Annotated in this window: 20 protein-coding genes; 12 read left to right on the top strand and 8 right to left on the bottom strand. The window is 72.0% G+C overall.

Features of this window, described 5'->3' with window-relative positions:
- Positions 1 to 41 precede the first annotated feature (41 nt).
- The gene (locus tag BMZ82_RS01335; RefSeq protein WP_177244327.1) at positions 42 to 2,873 is read right to left on the bottom strand and encodes a CHAT domain-containing protein; all 2,832 of its coding nucleotides are present in this window, start codon (positions 2,871 to 2,873) and stop codon (positions 42 to 44) included.
- A 186-nt stretch (positions 2,874 to 3,059) separates the two neighbouring features.
- Between BMZ82_RS01335 and BMZ82_RS01330 the strand changes: the two genes are divergently transcribed.
- From BMZ82_RS01330 to BMZ82_RS01320, 3 genes are all read left to right on the top strand, one after another.
- On the top strand, positions 3,060 to 3,479 hold the full coding sequence (locus tag BMZ82_RS01330; RefSeq protein ID WP_093770695.1) for a hypothetical protein: 420 nt from the start codon (positions 3,060 to 3,062) through the stop codon (positions 3,477 to 3,479).
- Between the two features lie 2 nt (positions 3,480 to 3,481).
- Complete coding sequence (locus BMZ82_RS01325) at positions 3,482 to 4,117, top strand: DUF6338 family protein (protein ID WP_093770693.1); 636 nt, start codon at positions 3,482 to 3,484, stop codon at positions 4,115 to 4,117.
- A gap of 64 nt (positions 4,118 to 4,181) precedes the next feature.
- Positions 4,182 to 5,723 (top strand): glycoside hydrolase family 43 protein, encoded by a 1,542-nt coding sequence (locus tag BMZ82_RS01320; protein WP_093770691.1) that lies wholly within the window; start codon positions 4,182 to 4,184, stop codon positions 5,721 to 5,723.
- Here BMZ82_RS01320 and BMZ82_RS01315 read toward each other — a convergent pair.
- The 4 genes from BMZ82_RS01315 to BMZ82_RS01300 form a co-directional block, all read right to left on the bottom strand.
- Complete coding sequence (locus BMZ82_RS01315) at positions 5,720 to 6,367, bottom strand: TetR/AcrR family transcriptional regulator (protein WP_093770689.1); 648 nt, start codon at positions 6,365 to 6,367, stop codon at positions 5,720 to 5,722. The two genes, BMZ82_RS01320 and BMZ82_RS01315, sit on opposite strands and share 4 nt — an antisense overlap.
- 15 nt (positions 6,368 to 6,382) lie before the next feature.
- Complete coding sequence (locus tag BMZ82_RS01310; protein WP_093770687.1) at positions 6,383 to 8,818, bottom strand: glycoside hydrolase family 3 N-terminal domain-containing protein; 2,436 nt, start codon at positions 8,816 to 8,818, stop codon at positions 6,383 to 6,385.
- Between the two features lie 11 nt (positions 8,819 to 8,829).
- The gene (locus tag BMZ82_RS01305; RefSeq protein WP_093770685.1) at positions 8,830 to 11,283 is read right to left on the bottom strand and encodes a glycoside hydrolase family 2 TIM barrel-domain containing protein; all 2,454 of its coding nucleotides are present in this window, start codon (positions 11,281 to 11,283) and stop codon (positions 8,830 to 8,832) included.
- A gap of 104 nt (positions 11,284 to 11,387) precedes the next feature.
- Positions 11,388 to 13,100: an IlvD/Edd family dehydratase gene (locus BMZ82_RS01300; RefSeq protein ID WP_093770683.1), complete on the bottom strand. Its 1,713-nt coding sequence runs from the start codon at positions 13,098 to 13,100 to the stop codon at positions 11,388 to 11,390.
- Between the two features lie 49 nt (positions 13,101 to 13,149).
- On the opposite strand from BMZ82_RS01300, the gene BMZ82_RS01295 reads away from it, so the two are divergent.
- From BMZ82_RS01295 to BMZ82_RS01270, 6 genes are all read left to right on the top strand, one after another.
- Entirely contained in the window at positions 13,150 to 14,019 is an 870-nt protein-coding gene (locus tag BMZ82_RS01295; RefSeq protein ID WP_093770681.1) for an IclR family transcriptional regulator, read from the top strand.
- A 49-nt stretch (positions 14,020 to 14,068) separates the two neighbouring features.
- Complete coding sequence (locus BMZ82_RS01290; RefSeq protein WP_093770679.1) at positions 14,069 to 14,929, top strand: fumarylacetoacetate hydrolase family protein; 861 nt, start codon at positions 14,069 to 14,071, stop codon at positions 14,927 to 14,929.
- Positions 14,930 to 14,940: 11 nt separating this feature from the next.
- Positions 14,941 to 15,960, top strand: coding sequence for a zinc-dependent alcohol dehydrogenase (locus BMZ82_RS01285; RefSeq protein WP_093771101.1), 1,020 nt, complete (start codon positions 14,941 to 14,943; stop codon positions 15,958 to 15,960).
- A gap of 449 nt (positions 15,961 to 16,409) precedes the next feature.
- Entirely contained in the window at positions 16,410 to 17,531 is a 1,122-nt protein-coding gene (locus BMZ82_RS01280) for a PP2C family protein-serine/threonine phosphatase (RefSeq protein ID WP_093770677.1), read from the top strand.
- A 119-nt stretch (positions 17,532 to 17,650) separates the two neighbouring features.
- The gene (locus BMZ82_RS01275; protein ID WP_093771099.1) at positions 17,651 to 17,905 is read left to right on the top strand and encodes a hypothetical protein; all 255 of its coding nucleotides are present in this window, start codon (positions 17,651 to 17,653) and stop codon (positions 17,903 to 17,905) included.
- An 8-nt stretch (positions 17,906 to 17,913) separates the two neighbouring features.
- The gene (locus BMZ82_RS01270) at positions 17,914 to 19,131 is read left to right on the top strand and encodes an SPFH domain-containing protein (RefSeq protein ID WP_256251702.1); all 1,218 of its coding nucleotides are present in this window, start codon (positions 17,914 to 17,916) and stop codon (positions 19,129 to 19,131) included.
- Positions 19,132 to 19,212: 81 nt separating this feature from the next.
- Here BMZ82_RS01270 and BMZ82_RS01265 read toward each other — a convergent pair whose 3' ends face one another.
- The 3 genes from BMZ82_RS01265 to BMZ82_RS01255 are packed head-to-tail and all read right to left on the bottom strand — an operon-like array spanning position 19,213 to position 22,446.
- Entirely contained in the window at positions 19,213 to 20,064 is an 852-nt protein-coding gene (locus tag BMZ82_RS01265) for a carbohydrate ABC transporter permease (protein ID WP_256251701.1), read from the bottom strand.
- Positions 20,061 to 21,167: a carbohydrate ABC transporter permease gene (locus BMZ82_RS01260; RefSeq protein ID WP_093770673.1), complete on the bottom strand. Its 1,107-nt coding sequence runs from the start codon at positions 21,165 to 21,167 to the stop codon at positions 20,061 to 20,063. Before BMZ82_RS01260 ends, BMZ82_RS01265 begins: the two co-directional genes overlap by 4 nt.
- Position 21,168: 1 nt before the next feature.
- Entirely contained in the window at positions 21,169 to 22,446 is a 1,278-nt protein-coding gene (locus BMZ82_RS01255) for an extracellular solute-binding protein (RefSeq protein WP_093770671.1), read from the bottom strand.
- 402 nt (positions 22,447 to 22,848) lie between these two features.
- On the opposite strand from BMZ82_RS01255, the gene BMZ82_RS01250 reads away from it, so the two are divergent.
- The 3 genes from BMZ82_RS01250 (at position 22,849) to BMZ82_RS01240 (ending at position 24,872) form a co-directional block, all read left to right on the top strand.
- On the top strand, positions 22,849 to 23,601 hold the full coding sequence (locus tag BMZ82_RS01250; protein WP_093771097.1) for a DeoR/GlpR family DNA-binding transcription regulator: 753 nt from the start codon (positions 22,849 to 22,851) through the stop codon (positions 23,599 to 23,601).
- 71 nt (positions 23,602 to 23,672) lie between these two features.
- Positions 23,673 to 23,939, top strand: coding sequence for an RICIN domain-containing protein (locus BMZ82_RS01245; protein WP_093770669.1), 267 nt, complete (start codon positions 23,673 to 23,675; stop codon positions 23,937 to 23,939).
- A 48-nt stretch (positions 23,940 to 23,987) separates the two neighbouring features.
- Positions 23,988 to 24,872 carry an intradiol ring-cleavage dioxygenase gene (locus BMZ82_RS01240; protein ID WP_093770667.1) on the top strand — a complete coding sequence of 295 codons (885 nt, stop codon included), beginning with the start codon at positions 23,988 to 23,990 and terminating at the stop codon, positions 24,870 to 24,872.
- Positions 24,873 to 25,040 lie beyond the last annotated feature (168 nt).

The raw sequence follows: 25,040 nt of genomic DNA, 5'->3' as shown, positions 1-25,040 counted from the left end.
TGTGAGGGTGGGGCGCGATGAGCAGGTGAGCAGGTGTGCGGTCAGACGGGAGGGCCGAGGGGCGGGGCGAGGGGCGGGTGCGGGGTGAAGAGTGCGCGGCGCAGGCCCTCGGCGAAGCGGAGGTTGTCGCCGTCGGGTTCGGCGGGCTTCTCGTGGAGGCCGACGGCGCGCCGCATCCACTCCGCGGGTTCGTCCCCCAGCAGCTCCACGGACGACCGCTCCAGCGGCCGGGACGCGAGCGCCGCCCAGCCGGCGAAGGACAGCCGGCCACGGGGGAACTTCTCGCCGGCGGGGGCAAGTTCACGGATCGTCAGATACCGTCCGACGCCGGCCCGGAGCGCCATGTCCGCCGCTTCGTAGGTGTGGTTGTCGAGGCCGAGCAGGAACTCCCGGTCGGCCGCTCTGCCGTCGGCCGTGTCACGGCCCTTGGGCGCGGAGCGCAGATACTCCAGCACCCGGCGCAGCTCCCGGGGGACCTGACCGTCCCAGACCGGGCGCGGGACGGCCCGGGCGGGATCGTCGCCGCGGCGCAGGAGCCCGAGCACGACGCGGGTCCGGACCGGCTCGGGGAACAGGGCGGGCGGCAGCCACAGCGGGTCGACCGGCCTGACACCCCCGGCGGGCTCGGCGAGTTCGGCGGGTCCGGCGAGTTCGTCGCTCGACGGGGGAAGTCCTTCGGCGGCGGCCAGCCAGACGTCCAGGTGGTCGTCCCGGGTGGCCGCGGCGGCCAGGGAGGCGTAGCGCTCCTCGTCGTCGTCCCGCTCCAGCGCGAGAACTCTGAGCAGGGCTGCTATCTCGGGTTGGGTGCCCACCCGGAACAACTCGGCGGCCAGGAACTCCGGTTCCCTCAGCAGCGGGGAGGTCTCCTCGTCCGCCGCCAACTCCTCGACGGCCCGCCTCGCGGTGTTCAACCACGGGTCGGCCACGGCGGGTTGAGCCCGCTTGCGCTTGTAGCGGTCGACCCGGTCGCGGATCGTCGGGGGTCCGGCGGCGTCGGCCGTCGGGCCGCCCCCCGGTGGACCGGGTGCGATGACGGGCCGCCAGGCGGTGTCCCCCCATCGCACCCGGGTCAGTACCGCCGGTGCGATGACCGAGCCGTCGTCCCGCGCGGGCAGCGACCCGGCCGCCTCTTCGGCGGCGGCCAGCAGGGCTTCCTCGTCGTCCCCTCTGACGTGCAGGACGATGGCCGCGCCGGGGAGCAGCGAGGCGATCGCCCGCATGAGGTCCACGGCGGGGCGGACGGCGCCCGGAGCGCAGCCGGGGGGCGCGTCCCAGCACACCGCGAAGCCCATCGAGGAACCGTCGGAGTACGCCTTCAGGTGCGCGCTCCAACCGTACGGGCGGGAGACCAGGAGGTTGAGGGCGTCCGAGGAGCCCGGTAACTCTCCGCCGTCCCTGTGCGGCACCTCGTACCACTGCCGCCGGGGTAACAACGCGGTACCGGCGGCCGTCCGTTGGCCCACGGCGGCCGGGCGGCCGGGCGGCCTGGTGACGCGGGACAGCGGGCCGTACTCGACGAGGTGGAGTTCGTCGGCGAGCCGGGTGCCGGGCCGGTCGGCCAGCACGCCGCGGATCGGGCCCCGGTCGAGGCCCCACAGGACGTCGAGCCGGCACGGACCCCTGTCGTATACGAGCCCGCCCGCCGCGACCCGCTTCGGCGACACGACGGGGAACGCCGCGAGTTCCTCGCGGGCCACGGGCGGCGCCGGGGGCCGGAACCGGGCGTCCGGCACGGACGCGGAGGTGTGCAGCACGGGGAGCCAGCCGGACTTCGGCACCGCGGCGCGGGCCCGGGCGAGCGCGTTCTCCACGGAGTCGCCGTCCTGTAGCCCGGCCAGGAACTCGCGGGTCAGATCGGCCGCCACCTTGTCGTCCACCAGACCGCGCATCCCGATCACCCACGGCACCCCACCGTCGACGAGCGTCCCGGCCACGCTGCTCCAGCCACTGGCCGTGTCCGCGACGACGGCACCCCCTTCCGCGGCCGTGGCAGCGGTGGCCGTAGCCGTGGCTGTGTGGCAGGCGGCGAGGACGGCGACCTGTACGTTCGCGCCGCGCAGTGTGTCGGCGAGGTCGAGCGCGGTCATCAGCCGCAGGTCCTCCCGGCCGCCGGGGCCGGTGACCAGGATGCCGTCGGCGGTGCCGTGGCCGCCGAACACGAACGCCCAGGCGGGCGTGGCGAGCGTGGCGCACAACTCGGCGCGGCTGACGGGGTCTTGGTGCGCCACCGGCTCGAACTGGGTACCCCGGAGCCGGCCGGCCGCCTGGAGGGCGCTGACCGCGGAGACGTGCCCCGCGCCACCGGGTTCCCCCGTCACGAGTCCGAAGCGCCCGTGGCGGTCGACGACGTCCAGCGCGGTGGCCACGACCACCGGCCCCTTGGCCTCGGACGCTTCCGCTTCCGCCGGGTGGAAGGAGGGGGCCCGCCTGCGGGCCACGGAGACCGTCTCGTGGCGGTACAGGAACTGCCATTCCGGCCCACCGCCCGTGGTGTTCACCTGTACGGCGCTGATCTCCCAGGGGATGGCGGCCAGTTCGGGGTCGGTGGTCTCGATGCACAGCCGGACTCCGGCCCGCCGCTGACGGGCTTCCTCCAGGGCGATCCGGAAGCGGGCGTCGACGACCGGCCCGGGAAGCAGGGCGCGCCCCATGCCACGCGCCACGGGGGACTCGGTGGTGCAGCGCCGGTCGAACTCCGCGGCGAACTGCCGTACATGGCCCAGGTGAAGAGACTTGCCCGTCTCCTGGACACCGGCCTCCACCGCGTGCACGTCGAACCAGACCTCCCCGGAGCCGTGGCCCGTCGGGGGCGTCGCCCTGACCAGGCGAACGGTGAAGTCCCGGTACTCACAAGGCCTGTTCTGCCCGACCACCGTGCCGTGCTCCCTTGCCCGGGCCCCAGGCCCGGACGTCTGGACGACCGAGGCGAGGCGTGTTCTCGCCCCCCACATTACGTACCGATGAACAGATTTGTGCGAGAAAAGGGACACCTTGACAGGACTGAGACTGGCAGGATGGGCGGGCTCCTTGAGCCAGCCGTATCCGGAGGTGTCGCAGTCGTGCGTTCCAGCCGTTCCGATTCCGGACGTCCCGCCTTTCCCGGCCCGCCGCGCACCGGCACCGACGGGCGGGTCCGAGCCGTCCTCCACGGCCCCGGGTGGCAGAAGGTCTCCGACGGGACCCGAGCCGCCCTCGCCGAGTTCTACGACCGCGCCGCCGATCTCGACGACGACGAGTTCGAGGAGCTCCTCGACCACTTCGTCGACACGCACGTCGACCTGCGGAACCTCGTGAACCAGGGCGAGTTGGGCGAGAGCGACGGCCCGCGAGGGGTCGACATGCCGGCCGAGCCGGACCCGGGGGCCGCCGCGCTCCCGGACCCGTTCGGCACCCCGGCCGCCGCCCAACTCCCGCCGCAACCACAGCCACAGCCCCAGCCGGACGGCTCCGCAAGCGGGAACGGGAGCGGGAACGGCTGACGATGCCGACCAGTGCCGTCGCGCTCGTCGCGCTGCTCGTCTCCGCCGCACCCGGGTACGTCTACGTCCGTATCGTCGAGGTGCGTCGGCCCCGGCGCAGGCGCACCTCGCTCCTCGAACTCGTCGACCTGGTCTGCGTGGGCGCGGTGGGCAGCGCCGTCGGGGCACTGGTGGTGCTGCTGGCGGCACCGGGCTGGACGGCGCTGCTGCCGCTCGAAGGGCTGCTGAAGGGCTCCCCCTATCTGACCGTCCACCCCTGGCAGGCCGTCTGGTCGGGCGTCCTGGCGTTCACGATCAGCCTGGTGGGCGCGGTGTCGGCGGGGGTGGTGGTCGCGCGGTACGGGGGCACGGCGGTCCGACACACCCCGCACCCGCCGCTGCGCAGGGCCGTCGAGCTGACCCCGCCGGGGCATTCCCTGTGGCTGGCGGTCGAGTTGACCGACGGTCGGCTGTGGGAGGGCAAGCTGCTGAGCATGGACGGCGACCGTGACGTCCTCGGCGAGGGCGACCTCGTCCTCCAGTGGCCGCTCGCGCTCACCGAGCCCGGCGGGCCGAGGGTCCGCCACCGGGCCCGGTTCGTGGCGATCCCCGGCCCCCAGATCGTCCTCGTCTACGGATCCGACCTGCCCCCCACCTAAAATCTATTCTTCAAAGAATTTCACGGCTAGGGTGACCGCACCACCGCGCACCGAAGGGCCGCCCATGACCACCAACGTCAATCCGGTCATCCCCGGCTTCCATCCGGACCCGTCCGTCTGCCGTGTCGGCGCGGACTACTACCTGGTGAACTCCAGTTTCGAGTACTTCCCCGGGGTCCCCGTCTTCCACAGCCGCGACCTCGTGCGCTGGGAGCAGATCGGCAACGTCCTCGACCGGCCCGGTCAGTTCACCGTGGGGCTGGGCCGGGAGGGAGCCAGCGCCGGCATCTACGCGCCCACCGTCCGCCATCACGCCGGCGAGTTCTGGATGGCGACGACCAACCGGGAGGACGTGATGCGGGGCCACCTCATCGTGCGGGCGAGCGACCCGGCGGGCGAGTGGAGCGAGCCCGTGTACACGGCGGGGGCGATCGGCATCGACCCCGACCTCGCCTGGGACGAGACCGGCACCTGCTACCTGACCTGGGCGTACCCGGGAGGCATCAGTCAGGCCACCGTCGACCCGACGACCGGCGAACTGCTCTCCGAGCCGCGCGTCATCTGGAAGGGCACCGGCATGGCCCACCCGGAGGGCCCGCACCTGTACCGGCGCGGCGCGTACTGGTACCTCCTGGTCGCCGAGGGCGGCACCGGCCCCGGTCACGGCATCTGCGTCGCCCGCTCCGACTCCCCCGCCGGCCCGTGGGAGCCGCACCCGGCCAACCCGATCCTGTCCCACCGCAGCACCACGCACCCGGTGCAGAACACCGGCCACGGCGACTTCGTCGAACTGCCCGACGGCTCCTGGGCGATGGTGCACCTGGGGGTGCGGCCGCGCGGTTCGTTCCCCGAGGCACACGTCAACGGCCGCGAGACCTTCCTCACCGGCGTGGACTGGGCCGACGGCTGGCCGGTGATCGTCGAGGACCGGTACGACGTCCCGCAGGCGCCGACCACCTTCACCGAAGACTTCGCCGCCTCGGCAGCCTCGGACACGTCGGCCGCCGGACGGCTCCACCCGCGTTGGATCGCGCCGGGCACCGATCCCCGTTCCTTCGCCGTGCCCGTCCCGGGCGAGGGACTGCGGCTGTCGGCCGGCCGCGACCCGGGGGCGCGGAACGCCGAGAAGCTGCTCGCGGTCCGGGCCCGGGACTCGTCCTGGACCGCGACCGCCACCGTGCCGCAGGGCGACGCGGCCCTGGTCGTGCGGATCGACGACGCCCACTGGGCGGCCGTGCAGCGCCGGGGCACCACCGTGTCGGCGCGCGCGGTCGTCGGGCCGTTCGACCAGGTGCTGGCCACCGCCGAGGGCGTGTCGGCGGACCACCCGCTCACCCTGCGGTCCGTCGCGAACACCGACCAGTACAGCTTCGCCAAGGGGCCCGACGACCTCCACCTCGGCCACCTCGTCGACGGCGACTTCCGTACGCTCGCCACGATCGACGGGCGGTACCTCTCGACCGAGGTCGCCGGCGGCTTCACCGGCCGGGTGATCGGCGTCGAGGCCCTGGGCACGGACGCCCTGGTCACCCGCTTCACCTACACCCCGGACCCGGACCCGGTACCGACCCCTTGGACGCCGGTACCGCCGCCCGCCGACGCCTAGTCGACAGGCTTCGTCTCCGGCCCGGGATCCGTCGTGGCATCCGTCGTGGCATCCGTCGTGGGCACCAGCATCCGTGTGAACGTCTCGGCGATCGCGGCGATGTCCACCGTGGGGTCGTGCATCCATTGGATCTGGAGGCCGTCCAGCACCGCGAGCAGGGTCCTGGCCAGGTGCTCGGCCGGTTCGTCGGCGCGGATGCCGCCGGTGCGCTGCTGTTCCTCGAAGTTTTGCGTGACGTCGGCGGCGAGGGTGCGGTAGCGGTCGCGGAAGTAGCTGTGCGCGGGGCTCTCCGGGTCGGTGGCCGCCGCCGAGAGCGTGACGTACAGCTTGGCCAGCCCGGGGTGACTGGTGGTGTGCCGGGCGCTGGCCGCCATGCTCTCGACCATGTTCTCGCTCCGGGCGGCGCCCCCTGCCGTCGCCTTGCCCACCACGTCCCGCCGCTCCAGCACCGCGAGCAGCAGGTCGTCGCGGGTGGGGAAGTAGTACGTCAGCGCCGGCTGCGTCACCCCGACCCGGTCGGCGATGTCCTGCAAGGACGCGCGTTCGCCGTGCTCGTCGATGGCCTCGTAGGCGGCCTGGAGGATCTGTTCCCGTCGCTCGGCGCTCTTGCGGTAGGGCCCGCGCGGCTTTCGCTGGTTCGTCACCCGTCAGACCGTACTTCACGCCGTACGCGCACAAGACGCCGTACGGCCTGGGCTGTTGCGGGATTCGGCCATCGCTCGACCACCTGTCGCCGGGCCCGGGATGGTCACCGTCGCCGTGCAGGGGAGCGCGTCGGCGGCGAGTCCGGCCAGGACGGTGACGTCGCCGGGCTCGATGCCGCGACGGCCGTCGGCCAGGGTGTGGTGGAGCCGCTCCACCGGGGCTTCCAGGACGAGGGTCCGGGTCTCCCCCGCCGCGAGGCCGACGCGGGCGAACGCGATGAGCTGGCGCACCGGACGGACCACCGACGCGAACTCGTCGCGCGCGTACACCTGCACGACCGTCTCGCCGGCCACGTCCCCGGTGTTCGCGACCGTGAGCCGGGTCCGGATCACCCCGTCGGCCAGGTCGACCGCCGGGCGGCCCGCCCGCTCGTCGAGCGTGACCTCGAAGGTGGTGTACGACAGCCCGTGGCCGAAGGCGTAGCGGGGGCCCTGGGTGTCGAGGTCGCCGTAGCCGTGGCGGGTGCCGGTGGGGTGGGCGTAGCCGCTGCCGTGGTGGTGGCCGTGGTAGAGCGGGAGCTGCCCCAGGTGGCGCGGGAAGGTGCTGGGCAGCTTGCCGCTGGGGTTGATCAGGCCGAACAAAGTGTGCGCGATCGCGGTGGCCGCCTCCTCCCCGAGCAGCGGCGCGAGCAGGACGGCGCGGGAGGCCGAGGCCGCCTTCTCCAGCAGCAGCGGGCGGCCGGAGACGACGACGGTCACCAGCGGTGTGCCGGTGGCGGCCAGGTGGTCGAGAAGCTCTTCCTGGTCGCCGGGGAGGGCGGGCGAGGCCGTCGACTGGCCCTCGCCCGCCGTGTTGTTGCCGACCCAGCCGGTGCGTTCGCCGAGCACCGCGAGGACGAGGTCGGCGTCCGCGACGGCGGCCTGGACCGTGGCGGCGTCGAGCGAGCCGTCACCCGAGTCGGTCTTCTCGAACCGGCCCAGGGGGACGAACTCGGCCTTCGGGTCCAGTTCCCGTACGGCGTCCAGGACCGTGCGCGCCTCGGGGTGCAGGGCGCGGGTCGCGTCCTCGAAGGTGGGGTCCATGCCCGGCATCCGGGTCTGGAAGATGTCGGTGAACACGAAGGACGCCGGGTCGACGCCGGGCACCCGGCCCTCCATGACCGCCGCCATGCCGAGCGGCATCTCGGCTTGGGAGACGGAGGTGTACGCGCCGAAGTGGACGCGCAGTTCGTCGGCGGCCGGTCCCACGACGACGATGCGCCGCGCACCCGGGGTCAGCGGCAGGACGCCGTCGTTCTGGAGCAGGACCGTGCTGCGGGCCGCGATCGCCCGACGGACCTCGGCGGCCTCCTCCCGGTCCGGGCGCGCCGCGGACGCCGTCGGGGGCGTCGGGGCGAAGCCGGGGACGAGTCCGACGCGGGCCTTGACGGCGAGGACGCGGGCCACGGCCACGTCGACGACCTTCTCGTCCAAGCGCCCGGCGGTGACCTCGGCGGCCAGGAACGCGTAGTTGGTGTTGCCGGGGAGTTCGACGTCAAGGCCGGCGGTGAGCGCCTGCACGGCCGCCTCGCCCTCGGTGCGGGCGGTGCGGTGGTGGACGCGCAGCATGTTGACCGAGTCGTAGTCGCTGACCACGAGGCCGTCGAACTCCAGGGTGTCACGGAGGAGTTCGGTGAGCAGCCAGCGGTTCGCGGCGGCGGGCACGCCGTCGATCTCGTTGTACGAGTTCATCACCAGCCGCAGGCCCGCCTCCGCGATCGCGCGGCGGAACGGCTCGGCGTACTCGTCGACCAGCGCGCGGCGGCCGAGCGGGGTCACCGCCTGGTTGAGGCCGCCCTCCGAAGCGCCGTAGCCCAGGAAGTGCTTGCCGGTCGCGAGGACGCCGGGCTCCGTCTGCGCGCCGCGCACGAACGCGACGGCCATCCGCGCGGCCAGCTCCGGGTCCTCGCCGTACGTCTCGTGGACGCGGCCCCAGCGCGGGTCGCGGCTGATGTCCAGCACCGGGGCGAACACGAGCTGGATCCCGGCGTCGCGCAGGTGCGCGGACGTCACCGTCGCGGCCCGCCGGACCAGCTCCGGGTCCCAGGTCGCCGCCTGCGCCCACGCGGTGGGGAACTGTGAACCGGAGGCGTGCAGAAAGCCGTTGACGCCCTCGTTGTGGATCAGCGCGCCGATCCCGAACGGCGAGACCTCGCGGACGGCCGTCTGGATCTGCCCGAGCAGTCCGCGCAGGCTGTCGGCGTCGTGGCCCAGGAACCAGGCCAGGGACAGGTGGCCCACACCGTGCGGACGCAGCTCCGCCACGCGCCGCGGCTCGACGGCGGGACCGGAGTCCGACCGGGTGAACACGTCGGTGGCGTGCAGACCGGCGAGTTGGGCGACCTTCTGTTCCAACGTGAGCCGGGAGACCAGCTTGCCGATCCCGTCGGAGCTCCACGCATCGGTGGCCATGTCGGATCCCTTCATTCGGCGGTGACGACGACGTCGGCCGGGTCGCAGCCCTCGGCCGTCGCGGTGAGGCGGATCTTTCCGGGCCCGGTGGGGCGCAGGACGGCCAGCGCGCGTCCCTCGTATGTGAGGCGTTCCGAGCTGCCGAACGGCTCTTCGGTCCACGGGTCCGCGCTGCCGAGGCCCAGCAGGACGCCGGGGCCGCAGACCTCGACGGCTACGCGGCGGTCGGCGGCGGTGTGGCCGGTGCCGTGGGCGTCGGTGAGGGCCAGGGTGACGTACGCCAGGTCGCCGCCCGTCGCCCCGATCATCTCGCGGTCGGCCTCGGCGGTCAGCAGGACGGGGCCGTCGGTCGACCGCAGTCCGGTGCGGCCGGTCTCGACGCCGTCGCGGTAGGCGACGGCGACCAGTTCGCCGGGCACGTAGGTGATCTCGTACGCGGTGCGGAAGCGGTGGTCCGCGCCGACGGGACGCCGCCCGAAGGAGGTTCCGTTGACGAGGAGTTCGACCTCGTCGGCGTCGCCGTAGACCTCGACGGTGATCGGTGCGCCCTCGAAGCCCGGCCAGTTCCAGTCGGCGACGGTGTCGCTCCACGCCCACGGCGACGGCGCGACGGTCTTGCCGTGGTGTTCGGGGCGGCGGACGGCGAGGTACGGCTCGGCGCGCAGGCCGAAGACGATCTCCCGGTAGTAGGAGGCGGGGCGGCGACGGCCGGTGATGTCGAGGTCGCCGCAGCCGGCGACCAGGTAGGGGTAGGGAGCGGTGTGGGACGGGACGGGCGTGTCGGGGGTGACGTACTGGGGGCGGCCGATGCCGGCCTCGCCGAGGTAGTCCCAGCCGGTCCAGGTGAAGTCGCCGATGACATGGCCGTGTTGGCGCACCAGCCGCCAGTTGCCGTCGATGCGGGTGGGGAAGGTCTCGGTGCCGAGGATGATCCGGTGCCGGAACAGCTCGCGGTCCAGGGCGTAGCGGGCCTCGGAGTAGTTCATGCCGGCCACGTCGAGGACGGCGTAGGACTCCGCCGTACGCTCGGTGACCAGCTCCGAGGCGCTGACGGCGTTCATCGCGTCGCCCGCGTCGGCCATGAGGGTGTTGATGCCGGCGCCGTCCTCCGCCGCCGCCTCCTCCCGCGCGTTCTGCGTCGACTGGTGGAGGGCGCCCAGTTCGGACATCACCGCCAGCATGTTGTTGACGGCGTTGGTGACGTAGCGCGTGGGGTCCAGGGAGCGGACCTTCTCGGCGAGTCTGCGTCCCCACGCCGCGCCGAAGGGCGAGCCGGTCTCGGGGATCTCGTTGCCGATCGAGTACATGATGACGCTGGGGTGGTTGACGTCCTTGGCGACCATCGCCTCGATGTCGCGCTCCCACCACTCGGGGAAGTTCAGGCTGTAGTCGAACTCGGACTTGGCGGACGTCCACACGTCGAAGGCCTCGTCGACGACGAGCATGCCGAGGCGGTCGCAGGCGTCCAGCATCGCCTTGCTCACCGGCTGGTGGGACATGCGGATCGCGTTGAATCCGGCGTCCCTGAGGAGTTCGACGCGGCGTTCCTCGGCCCGCGCCCAGGTCGCCGCGCCGAGGATCCCGTTGTCGTGGTGAACGCAGGCGCCGCGCAGTTTCACGCTCTCGCCGTTGACGCGCAGGCCGTGCTCGGGGTCGAGCCGCAGGGTCCGGATGCCGAACGTGACCTGCTCCTCGTCCACCTCGCCCAGGGCGACCCGGCAGCCGTAGAGGTGCGGTGTGTCGGGGCTCCACAGGGCCGGGGCGGGGACGTAGAGGTGCTGGCGGACCGTGGCCGGCTCGCCGGGCAGCACCGTCACCCTCGACACGTCACGCGCGACGACCGCCCCGGACGCGTCCCGCAGCTCGGTGACGACGGGGAGCGTGCGGACCTCGATCGAGTCGTTGACGACCTCCGTGGCGACCTCGACGACGGCGCGCGAGCCGTCGACGTCGGGGGTGGCGACCCGCACGCCCTCGGGCACGATCCGCACCGTCTCGCCGACGAGCAGCCAGGTGTCGCGGTAGATGCCCGCGCCCGTGTACCAGCGGGAGTCACGGTGGGCGCGGGCCTCGACGCGGATCTCGTTGTCCGCGCCGAAGCGCAGGAAGCGGTCGGCGTCGATACGGAACTGCGAGTAGCCGTAAGGCCGTTGGCCCGCGTAGTCGCCGTTGATGTACACGGTCGCGTCGCGGTAGACGCCCTCGAACTCGACGAAGATCCGCCGGCCCCGGTGCTCCTCGGGGACGGCGAAGGTCTTGCGGTACTCGAAGACGCCGCCGGGGAAGTACCCGCCCGCGCCGCCCTCCATCGTGGTCGCGCCGTCCGGGGCGGTGCGCCGCTGCTCGATCATCGCGTCGTGCGGCAGCGTCACCGGCCGGAAGGGGACCACTCGACCGGACAGTTCGGCGAAGGGGTTGACCTTGGGCCGGACCTGCCAGGCGTCGTTGAAGGACGTGCGGATCATGCGGACTCCCTGGGTAGTCGGCTCGCCGGCGACCGGCGAGCCAAAATCTACTACCCGAAAAAATTCACGGCCAGAGTCGCCGCCCGGCGTCGACGGGAGTCGCGTCAGTGGGAGTCGCGGCTGACCTCCGAGCCGCTGGAGCCGACCAGGAAGTCCAGGTCGGCGCCCGTGTCGGCCTGGAGGACGTGGTCGACGTAGAGGCGTTCCCAGCCGCGCCGGGGCGCGGCGTAGCCGGTGACGGTGGCCGCGTCGGGGGTCCGGCGGGCGAGTTCGTCCGCCGGGACGTCGACGTCGATACGGCGGGCCGCGACGTCGAGGGTGATGAGGTCCCCGGTCCGCACCAGCGCGAGGGGGCCGCCGGCCGCGGCCTCCGGGGCGACGTGCAGGACCACGGTGCCGTAGGCGGTGCCGCTCATCCGGCCGTCGCAGATCCGGACCATGTCCCGGACGCCCTGTTCGAGCAGCTTCTTCGGCAGCGGCATGTTGGCGACCTCGGGCATGCCCGGGTAGCCCCGGGGGCCGCAGCCGCGCAGGACGAGGACCGAGTCGGCGTCGACGTCGAGAGCCGGGTCGTCGACGCGGGCGTGGAAGTCCTCGACCGAGTCGAAGACGACCGCCCGGCCCCGGTGGCTGAGCAGGTGCGGTGAGGCCGCCGCGGGTTTGATGAGCGCCCCGTCGGGTGCCAGGTTGCCGCGCAGGACGGCGATGCCGCCCTCGGCGACCAGCGGGTGCGCGCGGGTGCGGATGACCTCGGCGTCCCAGATCGGGGCGTCGTCGAGGGAGTCGACCAGGGGTGTGCCGAGGACGGTGAGCGCGTCGGGGTCGAGCAGGTCGCGGACCTCGCGCAGGACGGCGAGCAGGCCGCCGGCGCGGTGGAAGTCCTCCATGAGGAAGCGGCCGGCCGGCTGGAGGTCCACCAGGACCGGCACCCGGGAGCCGACGCGGTCGAAGTCGTCGAGCGTCAGGTCGACCCCGAGCCGGCCGGCGACGGCCAGCAGGTGGACGACCGCGTTGGTGGAGCCGCCGACGGCCGCCAGCGCCACGATCGCGTTGTGGAAGGACGCCTTGGTCAGGAAGGTGCCCGGCCGCCGGTCCGCGGCGACCATGTCCACCGCGAGCCGGCCGGTGCGGTGCGCGGCCGCGAGCAGGCGGCTGTCGGGGGCCGGGGTCCCGGCCACCCCGGGGACAACCGTGCCCAGCGCCTCGGCCACCAGCGCCATCGTGGAGGCGGTGCCCATGGTGTTGCAGTGCCCGCGACTGCGGATCATCGCCGACTCCGACCGGGCGAACTGCTCCTGCGAGAGCGTGCCGGCCCGGACCTCCTCCGACAGCCGCCACACGTCGGTGCCGCAGCCCAGCGGCGCGCCGCGGAAGGTCCCGGTGAGCATCGGGCCGCCGGGCACGACCACGGCGGGCAGATCCACCGAGGCGGCGGCCATCAGCAGCGAGGGGATCGTCTTGTCGCAGCCGCCCAGCAGGACGACGCCGTCGACGGGGTTGGCCCGCAGCATCTCCTCGGTGGCCATCGCGGCCATGTTCCGCCACAGCATGGCCGTGGGCCGGACCTGCGTCTCGCCCAGCGACACCACGGGCAGCTCCAGCGGGATGCCGCCCGCCTCGTACACGCCGTCACGGACGGAGGCCGCGACCTCGTTCAGATGCGCGTTGCAGGGGGTCAGGTCGGAGGCGGTGTTGGCGATGGCGATCTGCGGCCGGCCGTCGAAGGCGTCGTCCGGCACACCCCGGCGCAGCCAGGCCCGGTGGAGGTAGGCGTTGCGGTCCTGACCGGCGTACCACTGTGCGCTGCGGAGCCCCATCCCGAACCTCTTCCAATAATCGGTACACCGATCTAAAGTCTGGAATGCGATGGAGCATACGCAGCCGGACGACGGACCAACAGACCACGCCGAGGGCGACACGACCGGTGCCGGAGGCGGCACGGCCGGTGCCGAAAGCAGTCGGCTCGTGGGGTCGGACCGGGTGCTCGCGGTTCTCAGGGAGCTCGCCCGGTATCCCGACGGCGTGGGCCTGGAGGAGCTGACCCGGGTGATGGGCAGCCCCAAGCCGACCGTGCACCGGGCGCTCGGCGCGCTGCGCCGGGCCGGTCTGGCCGACCAGGACGCCCGCGGTCACTACGTGCTCGGCGACGAGTTCCTGCGCATGGCCTTCGCCCACCACGAGGCCCGGCCCGAGCATGTCCGGGTGCGCCCGGTGCTGGAGGCGCTGGCCCGCCGGTTCGGCGAGACCGCGCACTACGCGGTGCTCGACAGCCGGGTCGACGGCCGTCTCGACGACCGTGACGTCGTCTACCGCGCCAAGGTCGACCCGCCCACCGGCGCCGTCCGGCTCACGTCGACGATCGGCGGGCGCAACCCCGCCCACTCCACCGCCGTCGGCAAACTGCTGCTCGCCCGGCGGCTGGGCACCCTCGCGGAGGTCGAGGCGTGGATCGGCGACGCGCCCCTGGAACGCCGGACGCCACGGACGCTGTGCACGGCCGCCGACCTGCACCGCGAGCTGACGGCCACCCGGCTGCGCGACCACGGCGTCGACGACCAGGAGAGCGAGACCGGCGTCAACTGCCTCGCCGTACCCGTGTACCTCACCTCACCGACGACCCCCTCCGGAGCCGTGAGCATCAGCGCCCTGGCCTACCGGACGCCCCTGACGACCCTGGTCGACGCCCTCGACGAGATCCGCGCCCTCCTCGGCCCACTGGGCACACCGCTCCACTGACCCCTGCCGCTTGCCGTGACCGACCCCCGCGAACCCTGGAGAGAGACCCGTGTACCTCATGCGTATCGGTGCCCCCGGCGCCGAGAAGCCCGTTGCCCGCATCGACGACGAGACGTACGTCGACCTCTCCGACGTCGTCATGGACTTCGACGAGGCGTTCTTCGGCACGGGCGGCGTCGCCCGGGTGCGTCCGATCGTGGCCCGGCGGGCGGCGGAGGGCCGGGTGGGCCTGTTCGCCGGGGAACGCGTCGGCGCTCCCATCGCCCGCCCGCACCAGATCCTCTGCGTCGGGCTGAACTACCGCGACCACGCGGCCGAGAGCGGCATGCCGGTGCCCGACGAGCCGATCCTGTTCACCAAGTCGCCCAACACCCTCGTCGGCCCGAACGACGACGTGCGCATCCCGCGCGGGTCCGCCAAGACCGACTGGGAGGTGGAGCTCGGCATCGTGATCGGCAGGCGGACGAGTTACCTGGACGACGTGGCGCAGGCGCGCGACGCCATCGCCGGGTACGTGGTCGTCAACGACGTCAGTGAGCGCGCCTTCCAGTTGGAGCGCGGCGGGCAGTGGTCCAAGGGCAAGTCCGCCGAGACCTTCAACCCGGCCGGGCCGTGGCTCGCGACCGCCGACGAGATCGACGACGTCCTCGCGCTGGACATGTGGCTGGACGTCAACGGGGTGCGGCGGCAGACCGGCAACACCAAGACGATGATCTTCGACCCGTACTTCATCGTGCACTACCTGAGCCAGTTCCTCGTCCTGGAGCCCGGCGACCTGATCAACACCGGCACCCCGCCCGGCGTCGGCATGGGCCTCAACCCGCCCGTGTGGCTCCAGCCCGGTGACGTGATGGAGCTGGGCATCAGGCACCTCGGCACCCAGCGTCAGCACGTGCTCGGCCCCCGGTGAGCACCCGCCTCATGCGCGCCTTCGTCCTCACCGCCCCGGGCGCGTACGAGGTCCAGGAACTCCCCGCGCCGGTGGCCGGCGCCGGGGAGGTCGTCGTGGACGTCGAGCGGGTCGGCGTGTGCGGCACCGACATGGAGTTCTACACCGGCGCGATGGCCTACCTCCACCAGGGCCACTCGTCCTATCCGATGCGGCCGGGCCACGAGTGGTCCGGCCGGGTGGCCGCCGTCGGCGCGGGCGTCGACCCCGGCTGGCTCGGCCGCCGGGTCATGGGCGACACGATGCTCGGCTGCGGTGCCTGCCGCCGCTGTCTGCGGGGCCGCGGGCATGTATGCGAGGAGCGGCAGGAGGTCGGCATCCGCGGCGCGCGGGCCGGCGCGCTTGCGGAGCAACTCGCGGTGCCCGCCGCCTCGTTGCACGCGCTGCCCGACTCCGTCGACGCGGTGCTCGGCGCGCTGGTGGAGCCGGGCGGCAACGCCCTGCGCGCCGCGCGGGCCGCCGCGCCGAGTCCCGGGGACCGGGTGCTGGTCCTCGGGCCGGGCACGATCGGCCTGCTGGTCGCGATGTTCCTGCGGGCCGCCGGTGCCGAGGTGCATCTGATGGGCGCCACCGACGGCTCCCTCGCCTTCGCCCGCGGTCTGGGCTTCGCCCACGTGTGGACCGAGAGCGCCGTCCCGGACCTGCCGTACGACGCCGTCGTCGACGCCTCCAACGCCGCCCATCTGCCGGGCAGCGCCCTGGAGTTGGTGGAACCGGGCGGCCGTGTCGTGTACATCGGGCTGGCCGGCGAACCCAGCAGGATCGACACCCGCGCACTCGCCCTCAAGGACGTGACCGCGGTGGGCGTCCTGTCCGCCTCCCCCGGCCTCGCCGCCACCATCCGCGCCTACGCCGACGGGACGGTCGACCCCCGCCCACTCGTCGCCGCCACCGTCCCCCTCGACGAGGTCGGCCCCGTACTCGCCGGCACCCGCCCGCCCGACGCAGGCCCCGGCCCCAAGATCCACGTGAACCCCGGCAGGTCCTGGTGAACCCGGCAGGTCCCGGCAGGTCCCGGCAGATCCCGGTGACCCCGGCAGATCCCGGTGAACCCGGTGAACCCGGTGAACCCGACTGAAGGGGATCACATCCCGCCATACCTCCCGCGCGCCCTGCGGCCTGCGGCCCGTCCGCCGCCGACCGGGCCGGGCCGGGCATGCCTTCGCCGACCCGGACGAGCCGGACCTCGCCCGCGGCCCCGGCCCTCATCTCGCTTCCGGCGCCGGGAACTGTGCGCGACGAGGACGGTGTCGTCGTCCTGCTCGATCCCGAACCCGCCGCGGACTCGCGCGGCGCGCCGTCCGGGACGACGCCGCCGACTGCCCCGGCGCGCCGTGATCGCCCTAGGCGACGCCTGACGTATCCCGCGTATCCCGCCGGGCCGTCGTCCGTGCGAGGTTCTGCCTAAGGTGGAGAGATCACCGTTTGCCCGGGAGCGTTCATGATCGGTATCCGTCGGAAGAGACCCGCCGACGCCCTCGATGCCATCGAGCCGCCGGGTAACGCGGAGACGGTCGCCGGTGTGCTGTCGGTGACCGTGCTGGTCGAGGTGCTCGGGGTGCTGTCCGGGTCCGAGGTGTGGCTGCTCGGGCTGCTGGTCTTCCTGCCGGGCACGGCGTCCGCGCTGTGCACGGTTCAGCAGACGAGGTTCATCGCCGCGTGGACCACCCTCTTCGTCACCCTCACCGTGGTGCTGCGGGCCGGTGACGGGGCGAGGTGGCTCGATCGCGCGCTGCTGGTGCTGCTCACGCTCGCCCTGGGAGCCGCCTCCGTCTACGCCTGCCACCGGCGCATCGGGCGCGAGCACGAGATGCTGCGGCTGCGCTCCACCGCCGCCGCCATGCAGCGGCACATCCTGCACCCGCTGCCCATGCTCACCGACGACGTCCTGGTCAACGGCGTCTACGAGCCCGTACAGGAGGACCGGCTCGTCGGCGGCGACATCTACGACGTGGTCACCTCGCCCTGGGGCACCCGGGTGCTGATCGGTGACGTGCAGGGCAAGGGGCTGGCGGCGGTGGGCGCCGCGTTCGCCGTCATCGGCGCGTTCCGCGAGGCGGCCAACCGGGAGCCCACACTCACCGCGCTCGTCGACGCCCTGGACGCCTCCGTCGTCCGGCACAACTCGTACGCCGAACAGACCGGCGAGGACGAGCGGTTCGTCACCGCCCTCATCATCGGCGTCGACGCGGGCACCGAGGCGCAGGTCGTCAACTGCGGCCATGTGCCGCCCCGGTTGGTGCACGAGGGCGCCGTCACCACGCCCGCGCTGGACACCGGCGTCCCCCTCGGCCTCGCCGAACTGGCCGACGAGCCCACGACGGTGGACTGGTTCGCGTTCCCGGCCGGTTCGACACTGGTGCTGACCACCGACGGCCTCACCGAGACCCGCGCCGCCGACGGCACGTTCTACCCGCTCGACGAACGCCTCGTGAAACACCTCGGTCTGTCCCCCACCGAACTCCCCCGGGCCCTGTACGAGGACGCCCACGCGTTCGCCGGGGACGGCCTGCGCCACGACGACGTCGCCGTCCTGACCGTCCGCCGGTCACCGCGCGGCTGAGCAGCAGCAAAGCCGCAAAAGGCCGCAGGTCGCAGGCCGCGGCGGAAGCCCCGTTGGGTCACCGACCCGGGTGGGTCTATCGTCTGAATCGTGGGCCAGAACATTGGAGAGCGGCCATGATGCCGCAGGACGAAGCCGTGATCGGCTGCACGGGGCAGGTGATCGTCGCAACCCGCGGTGCCGCGGGCCCCGGCGAGATCCTGGTGCGGGTGAGAGGCGGCTCCGAAACCTTCCTCGCCTGGTCCGAAGATCCACTGCCCCTGGGGGCGACGGTGCTCGTGATCGAGTCGCGTGGATGTCGCGAGGTCGGCGTCATCGAGTGGGTGGATCCATTGGACGCGCTCGGCGATCTGCCGGCGCCGACTGAGGAGTAGAAAGAGAAATGTTCGGATACCGCGTTCCCGCTCCCGACGAGGCGATGCTGATCTCGGGGGGCCGGCGGGGACTGGGCGGCGCGCCGTTCCGAGTGGTGACGGGGCACGGCAAGTTCGTCCTGCCGGTCTTCCGCAAGACCCGCTTCCTCACGCTGTCGATGTGCGAGGCCGAGGTCACCGAGACCTGTGTCACCAGGCAGGGCATCGCGCTGCACGTGCGCGCCGTCATCGCGTTCAAGGTCGGCAACGACCACGAGAGCATCATCAACGCGGGCCAGCGCTTCCTCTCCGACCAGGACCAGATGTCGGTCCTGACCGGCCGGATCTTCGCCGGGCACCTGCGGGCCATCATCGGCTCGATGACGGTCGAGGAGATCGTCACCGAGCGGCAGAAGCTCGCCGCCGAGGTGCTGGACACGTCAAAGGTCGAGATGGCGAAGATCGGCCTGATCGTGGACTCGCTCCAGATCCAGTCGATCGACGACGGCGAGGTCGGCTACATCGAGGCCATGTCCGCGCCGCACAAGGCGGCCATCCACCGGCAGGCGCAGATCGCCCAGGCGCAGGCCACCCAGGCCTCGGTCGAGGCGGAGCAGGTCGCGGCACGCAACCAGGCCGAGTACGCCCGGCAGACCGCGGTGGTCAAGGCGGAGTACTCGGCCGAGGTGGACCGCGCGCAGGCGAAGGCCTCCCAGGCCGGACCACTCGCGCAGGCCCACGCCCAGCAGGAGGTGCTCGCCGCCCAGACGGAACTGGCGCAGCGCCAGGCCCAGTTGCGCCAGCAGCAGTTGGTCGCCGAGATCGTCAAGCCGGCCGAGGCCGAGGCCCAGCGGATCAAGCTGCTGGCCATCGCCGAGGCGGAGCGCATGAAGATCCAGGCCGAGGCGGCGGCCTCCTACGACCGGGTCGCGCTCGACCGGATGATCATCGACCAGCTTCCGCAGATCGTGAAGGAGGCGGCCGGCGGCCTGGCCGGCGCCAATGTCAACGTCCTGAACGGCGCGGACGGCCTGGGCGAGATCGCCGCGGGCCTGGTGTCCCAGGGCCTGACGATCCTCGACTCGGTCCGCCAGAACCTCAGCGGCCAGGACTCCGGCGACAGCCGCCGCCCCGAGCCGGGCAACGCCTCCGCCCTGCTCCAGCTCCGCGCGGGCGAGGACAAGACCAAGAACGGCGCCAAGGACAAGACCAAGAAGACGGACGACGGCCGGGTGGACGTCGACTAGCACCGAGGGCGCCGTACCCGCCGGTGCCGCCGCAGTCGTAGGCCGGGCGCGCCAGGGTGTCGCCCACCCTGGCCCGCGCCGTCAGCGGAGGGCGCCCTTGGTGGCGTCGGCGATGAAGCCGCGGGCGAAGAAGGTGAACACGAGCACCAGCGGGACGACGGACAGCAGCACCCCGGCCATCACCATGCTGTAGTCGGTGGAGTGGCCTGAGTACAACTGCGCCAGCGCCACCTGGAGGGTCAGCCGGTCCGGGTTGACCAGCATCACCAGCGGATTGATGTAGTCGTTCCAGGCGCCGATGAAGGTGTAGATGCCGAGGAACGCGAGGGCCGGGCGGACGCACGGCAGCACCACGTGCCAGTAGAGGCGGAAGAACCCGGCGCCCTCGATCCGGGCGGCGTCCAGCAGTTCGTCGGGGACGCTGGTGGTGGTGTACTGCCGCATCCAGAAGATGCCGAAGGCGTTGGCGGCGGCGGGCACGATGAGCGCCTGGAGGGTGCCCAGCCAGCCCAACTGCACCATGATCTCGTACTGCGGGATGATCGCCAGTTGGGTCGGCAGGATGTACATCGACAGCAGCAGGCCGAAGAGGTACTTCTTGCCGGGGAAGTCGTACTTGGCGAAGGCGAAGGCCGCCAGCGAGTCGAAGAACAGCACCAGCAGGGTCGTACAGACCGCCACGATCACGGTGTTGAGCAGCGACCCGAAGAAGTCCATCTTGGCGAACAGGTGCTGGACGTTGGTCAGCAGATGATCGCCGAACCACAGCTTCGGCGGGTAACTGTAGATGTCCTGCGAGGTGTTCGTCGCCATGACGACGATCCAGTAGAACGGGAACACCGAGACGGCCACGCCGGTCATCAGGACGAGATGGACGCTCAGCCCCCGGACCCGCCGGCGGTTCAGACCGGTCATGCCTCTCGTGCCGCTCATGGCCGTCGCTCCTTACGCTGCACCAGGCGCCAGTTGATGACGACGATGAGCAGGATCAGCAGGAAGAAGGCCCAGACGATCGCGGCCCCGTAGCCGAAGTCGTTGTTGTCGAAGGCCTGGTGGTAGAAGTACAGCAAGGTGGTCAGACCCGCCTGGCCCGGTCCGCCGGAGTTGGGGTTGGTGGACGCCTCGCTGCCGAACAGCACCTGCGGTTCGGTGAAGCTCTGCAGGCCGGTGACGGTGGAGATCACCACGGTGAACAGGATGATGGGCCGCAGCAGCGGGACCGTGATGGACAGGAAGATCCGGACCGGTCCTGCGCCGTCCATCCTGGCGGCCTCGTAGACCTCCGAGGGGATCGACTGGAGGCCGGCGAGGTAGATGATCGCGTTGTAGCCGGTCCACTGCCAGGTCATCAGCGCCGCGATCACCAGCTTGATCGTCCACTCGTTGCTCATCCACGGCACGGCGGACAGGTGCACCGACCGCAGGACGGCGTTGATCAGGCCGAAGTTGTTGCTGAAGATCGCGCCGAAGAAGATCGCGATGGCCACCAGCGAGGTGATGCTGGGGATGAACAGGCAGACCCGGTAGAACGCGGTGAAGCGCTTGGTGGAGTTCACCAGCACCGCCAGCACCAGTGCCATCAGGAGCATCGGCACGGTCGACAGCACCCAGATGACGAGGGTGTTGCGGATGGACAGCCAGAACACCGGGTCGTCCCACAGGAAGCGGAACTGCTGGAACCCGACGAAGTGCATGTCCCCGATGCCGTCCCACTTCTGGAACGCCAGAAAGACGGTGTAGAGGACCGGGAAGAGCATGAAGACCGTGAAGAGCAGGTAGTACGGGGAGACGGCCAGGTACTGCGGCCAGTACCGGGCGACCCGCCGCCGCGGCCCGCGCGGGGCGCCGGCCGACACCGGGCGGACCCGGCGGCGGCGCCCCGGACCGGAGGAGCGGCCCGGGGCCGACCGGCCGGCGGGCCCGGGGGCGCCGCCGGATCCGGAGGCCGGTCCCGAGGCCTGCCCCGAGGTCGCGCCGGAGGCCGGTCCGGAGGTCGGTCCGGTGGGTGCCGGGCCGGCTACCGGGGTTGGCGACATGTCACTTCACTCCCTGCCGCTGGGCGATCTGCTTCGCCTGGCTGACGGCGTCCTTCCAGGCCTCGTCGGGGTCCTTGCCCTTGGCCTCGATGCTGGTCAGCTCGCTGAAGAAGGGCGCCGAGACCGCCGCGTCGGCCGGAGCCTCGTAGGCGGCAGGGATCTTCTCGGCCGCCGGGCCGAAGATCTCGATGGTCTTCTGGCCGCCGAAGAAGGCGTCGCCGCCGGTCAGCGCCGGCAGCTTGTAGGCGGCCGGGGCGGTCGGGAAGAGGGCCGCGTCGGTGAAGCCGCGGGCCTGGTTCGCCGGGTCCAGGATCCAACTGATGATCTTGAAGGCTTCCTCGGGGTTGCCGCTGGTCGCGGGGATGGCCAGGAAGGACCCGCCGAGGTTGGACGGCCCGCCGGGCAGGCTCGCCACCCGCCACTTGCCCTTGGTGGCCGGGGCCGCGTTGCTGATGTCCAGCGCGTGCCAGGCGGCGCCGATCTCGGTGCCCAGGGCGCCGCTGCCGATGGCCGCGTTCCACGTGTTGTCGTTGATCTTGGCGTCGATGCCGAGGGTGTAGGGCTTCACGGCGGTGGTCCAGGCGGCGCGGATGTGGTCCTGGTCGCCGATGAACGTGCCGTCCTCGTCGATGAAGCGCTGGGTGCCCTGGCCGACGATCATCGAGAAGACCGAGCCGATGTTGTTGATCAGGTAGGTCGCGGGGACGGCCTTGTGCAGTTCGACGCCGGCCTTGAAGTAGTCGTCCCAGGTGGCCAGTTGGGCGGAGACCTGGGCGGGGTCGGTGGGCAGCCCGGCCTTCGCGAAGAGGTCCTCGCGGTAGTAGGTGGCGCACGGCCCGATGTCGATCGGGAAGCCGATGAGCTTGCCGTCCTTCGTGGTGGCCTGCTTCAGCTTCCACGACAGGTACTGCGGGGCCAGTTTGTCCGCGCCGAGGGTGTTGAGGTCGACGAAGCGGTCGGCGTTGGGCAGGAAGGAGGCGATGTCCTCGCCCTTGACGCCGGTGATGTCCGGGGCGGACTGGGCCGCCCGCAGGCCGGTGAGCAGCTTGGTCTTGAAGTCGCCGCCGACCACGGAGGTCTTCAGGGTGACGTCGGAGAAGTGCTGCTTGGCGTCCGCGACGACCTTGTCACTGAGGCCGCCGGCCCAGTACCAGAGGCTCAGGTTCTTGCTGTCCTTGCTGCCGCTCGTCCCGGAGCCGCCGCCGCACGCCGCGGTGGCGCCTGCCGCGGCGGCCGTCAGCACGGCGGCCTGAAGGAATCGTCTGCGGGAAAGGTCCACGGCGTTCTCCTGGGTGGTTCGGCGAGTCCGGCCGCTTCGGCACGTTCCGAAGCATCCGGGACGTCCTACGGGGACCTGTGAGCACGGGTTGGGGAGGGGACGGAAGGGGAGGGCGGGGATGGGCTCGGGGGACCGGGTGGCCGAAGAGCATCGGAGGGGTGGTCAACTCTTCGGCCACCCGGCGTGGGTGACCGGGTCTTCTCAGACGGTGCCGACGCATGGATGAGGGGTGGTGTGCACCGTTCATCCCGCTTCAGCCGACCGGAGTGGGGGCCGGACCTGGATTCGAATTACGCAAGAGAGTGCACCCGGTGAGCAGGTTTGACAAGGGTCAAGCAGATATCGAGACATACATGAGCGACTTTGCTTGAGTTTGGAGAGATCGCGAGTATGGTCTCCGGCATGCTCCCTGACCGAAGGCATCAGTTGATCCTGCGCGTCCTGCGCACGGACGGGCCCACCGCGGTGGCCTCCCTGGCCGAGAAGGTCGGGGCGAGCCAGGCCACCATCAGGCGCGACCTCGTGCAGTTGGAGGACGAGGGCCTGCTCAAACGCGTCTACGGCGGCGCGGCACCCGTAGTCGGCGAGGACGACCCGTTCGCCGACGTGGCCTCGGTCCGCACCGAGGCGAAGGACGCCCTGGCCGCCTGGTGCGCGACCCTCGTCAGGGACGGCGAGACCGTGCTGCTCGACATCGGCACCACGGCCCACCGGGTGGCCCGGCATCTGCGCGGCCGGAGCCTGACCGTGATCACCAGCAGCCTGGCCGTGTACGAGGAGCTCCAGGACGACAAGGGCGTCCAGTTGATCATGCTCGGCGGGGTGGTGCGGCGCGACTACCGCTCGCTGGTCGGTTTCCTCACCGAGGACAACCTGCGGCAGATCCACGCCGACCGGCTGTTCCTCGGCACCAGCGGGATCCGCCCCGACGGGCAGGTGCTGGACACCACCGCCGTGGAGGTGCCCGTCAAGCGGGCGATGATCGCCGCCAGCACGCAGGTGGTGCTGCTGGCGGACGCGGGCAAGTTCCCCGGCACCGGCATGGCCCGGGTGTGCGGGCCCGAGGAGCTCGACATCGTGGTGACCAACGCCCCGGCGCACGACAGGACGTGCGGTCGGCTGCGGGAGGCGGGAGTCGAGGTGGTCGAGGTATGAGACCGCGGCGGGAGTTCGGCACCGGAAGGGCAGGGTAACTCGCCTGCCCAGCCCCCGCACTTGATAACGAAATGTCCCAGTACCTCGTCGTCGATCAGGGCAGCCACCTCTGTCTGGACGCCGACACCGGCACCGCCGGCCACAACGGCCGGCGGATCCGGGCCAGGAACTGCGACGGACTCGGCGCTCAGAGGTGGCGACTCGGCCGCGGGACGCTGGTCAGCGTCCCGGACGGCTTCTGCCTGGACGCGGAGGCCACCACCTCCGGCAACGACGGCCAGCCGGTGCAGGGTTGGGGATGCGCGGGCAGCGACAACCAGGTGTGGCACTGGTCCTGATCGCCCAACGGGTGGGTACCGTCTGGGGACACCGACCAGGAGATCACCATGACGACGGACTTCAGCGCCGAGACCGCGACCGCCGCGGTCGTGGACAGTTTCGCCCGCGCCTCCGACCCCCGGCTGCGGGAGTTGCTGTCCGGTCTGGTGCGGCATCTGCACGACTTCGTGCGGGAGGTCGAACCGACCCGGGCCGAGTGGGAGCAGGCGATCGCGTTCCTCACCGCCACCGGGCAGAAGTGCGACGACACCCGGCAGGAGTTCATCATGCTCTCGGACGTCCTGGGCGTGTCGATGCTCGTCGAGGAGGTCAACGACCGCAAGGAGGCCGCCGCCACCGACTCCACGGTCCTCGGCCCCTTCCACATGGTCGCCTCGCCGCCGCGCGCGCTCGGGGACTCGATCGACCTCACCGGCAGCGGCGAACCCTGCCTCGTCACCGGCCGGGTCGTCTCCGTCGACGGCACCCCGCTGCCCGGCGCCACCCTGGACGTGTGGCAGGCCGACGACCACGGCTTCTACGACGTCCAGCAGCCGGACGAGCAACCGCGGGGCAACGGGCGCGGACTGTTCACGGCGGACGCGGAGGGCCGCTTCTGGTTCCGCTCGTGCGTGCCGAGCCCCTATCCGATCCCGACGGACGGACCGGTCGGAGCGCTGCTGGCGGCGACCGGCCGCCATCCCTACCGTCCCGCGCACGTCCACTTCATCGTGACGGCCGAAGGACACCGGCCCGTCACGACGCACATCTTCGTGGCGGGCAGCGACTATCTGGAGTCGGACGCGGTCTTCGCCGTCCGCGAGAGCCTCGTACAGGAGTTCACCCAGGTGGACGCGCCGGAACGGGCGGCCGCGTGCGGCCTGCCCAACCCCTTCCGGCAGGCCCGCTTCGACATCGTGCTGCAACCGGAGCCGTCGCGGTCGTCCAACTAGCCGGCGCGGGTGGCTCGTTCGCGCCATGGCGTAGACGCGTCAGGGCTCGTCGTTGTTGCGGGTGGGGCCGGTCTGCCACCTTGTGGTGCGTGTGCCCCACCCCTTCACCGCTACGGAGGCCGACACGTGTTACCCCTTCGAAGACCTCGTACGACAGTCCGTACGGCG

Source organism: Streptomyces sp. yr375, assembly GCF_900110755.1.
Taxonomy (GTDB): domain Bacteria; phylum Actinomycetota; class Actinomycetes; order Streptomycetales; family Streptomycetaceae; genus Streptomyces.
This window is presented reverse-complemented; position numbering and strand designations above follow the sequence as displayed.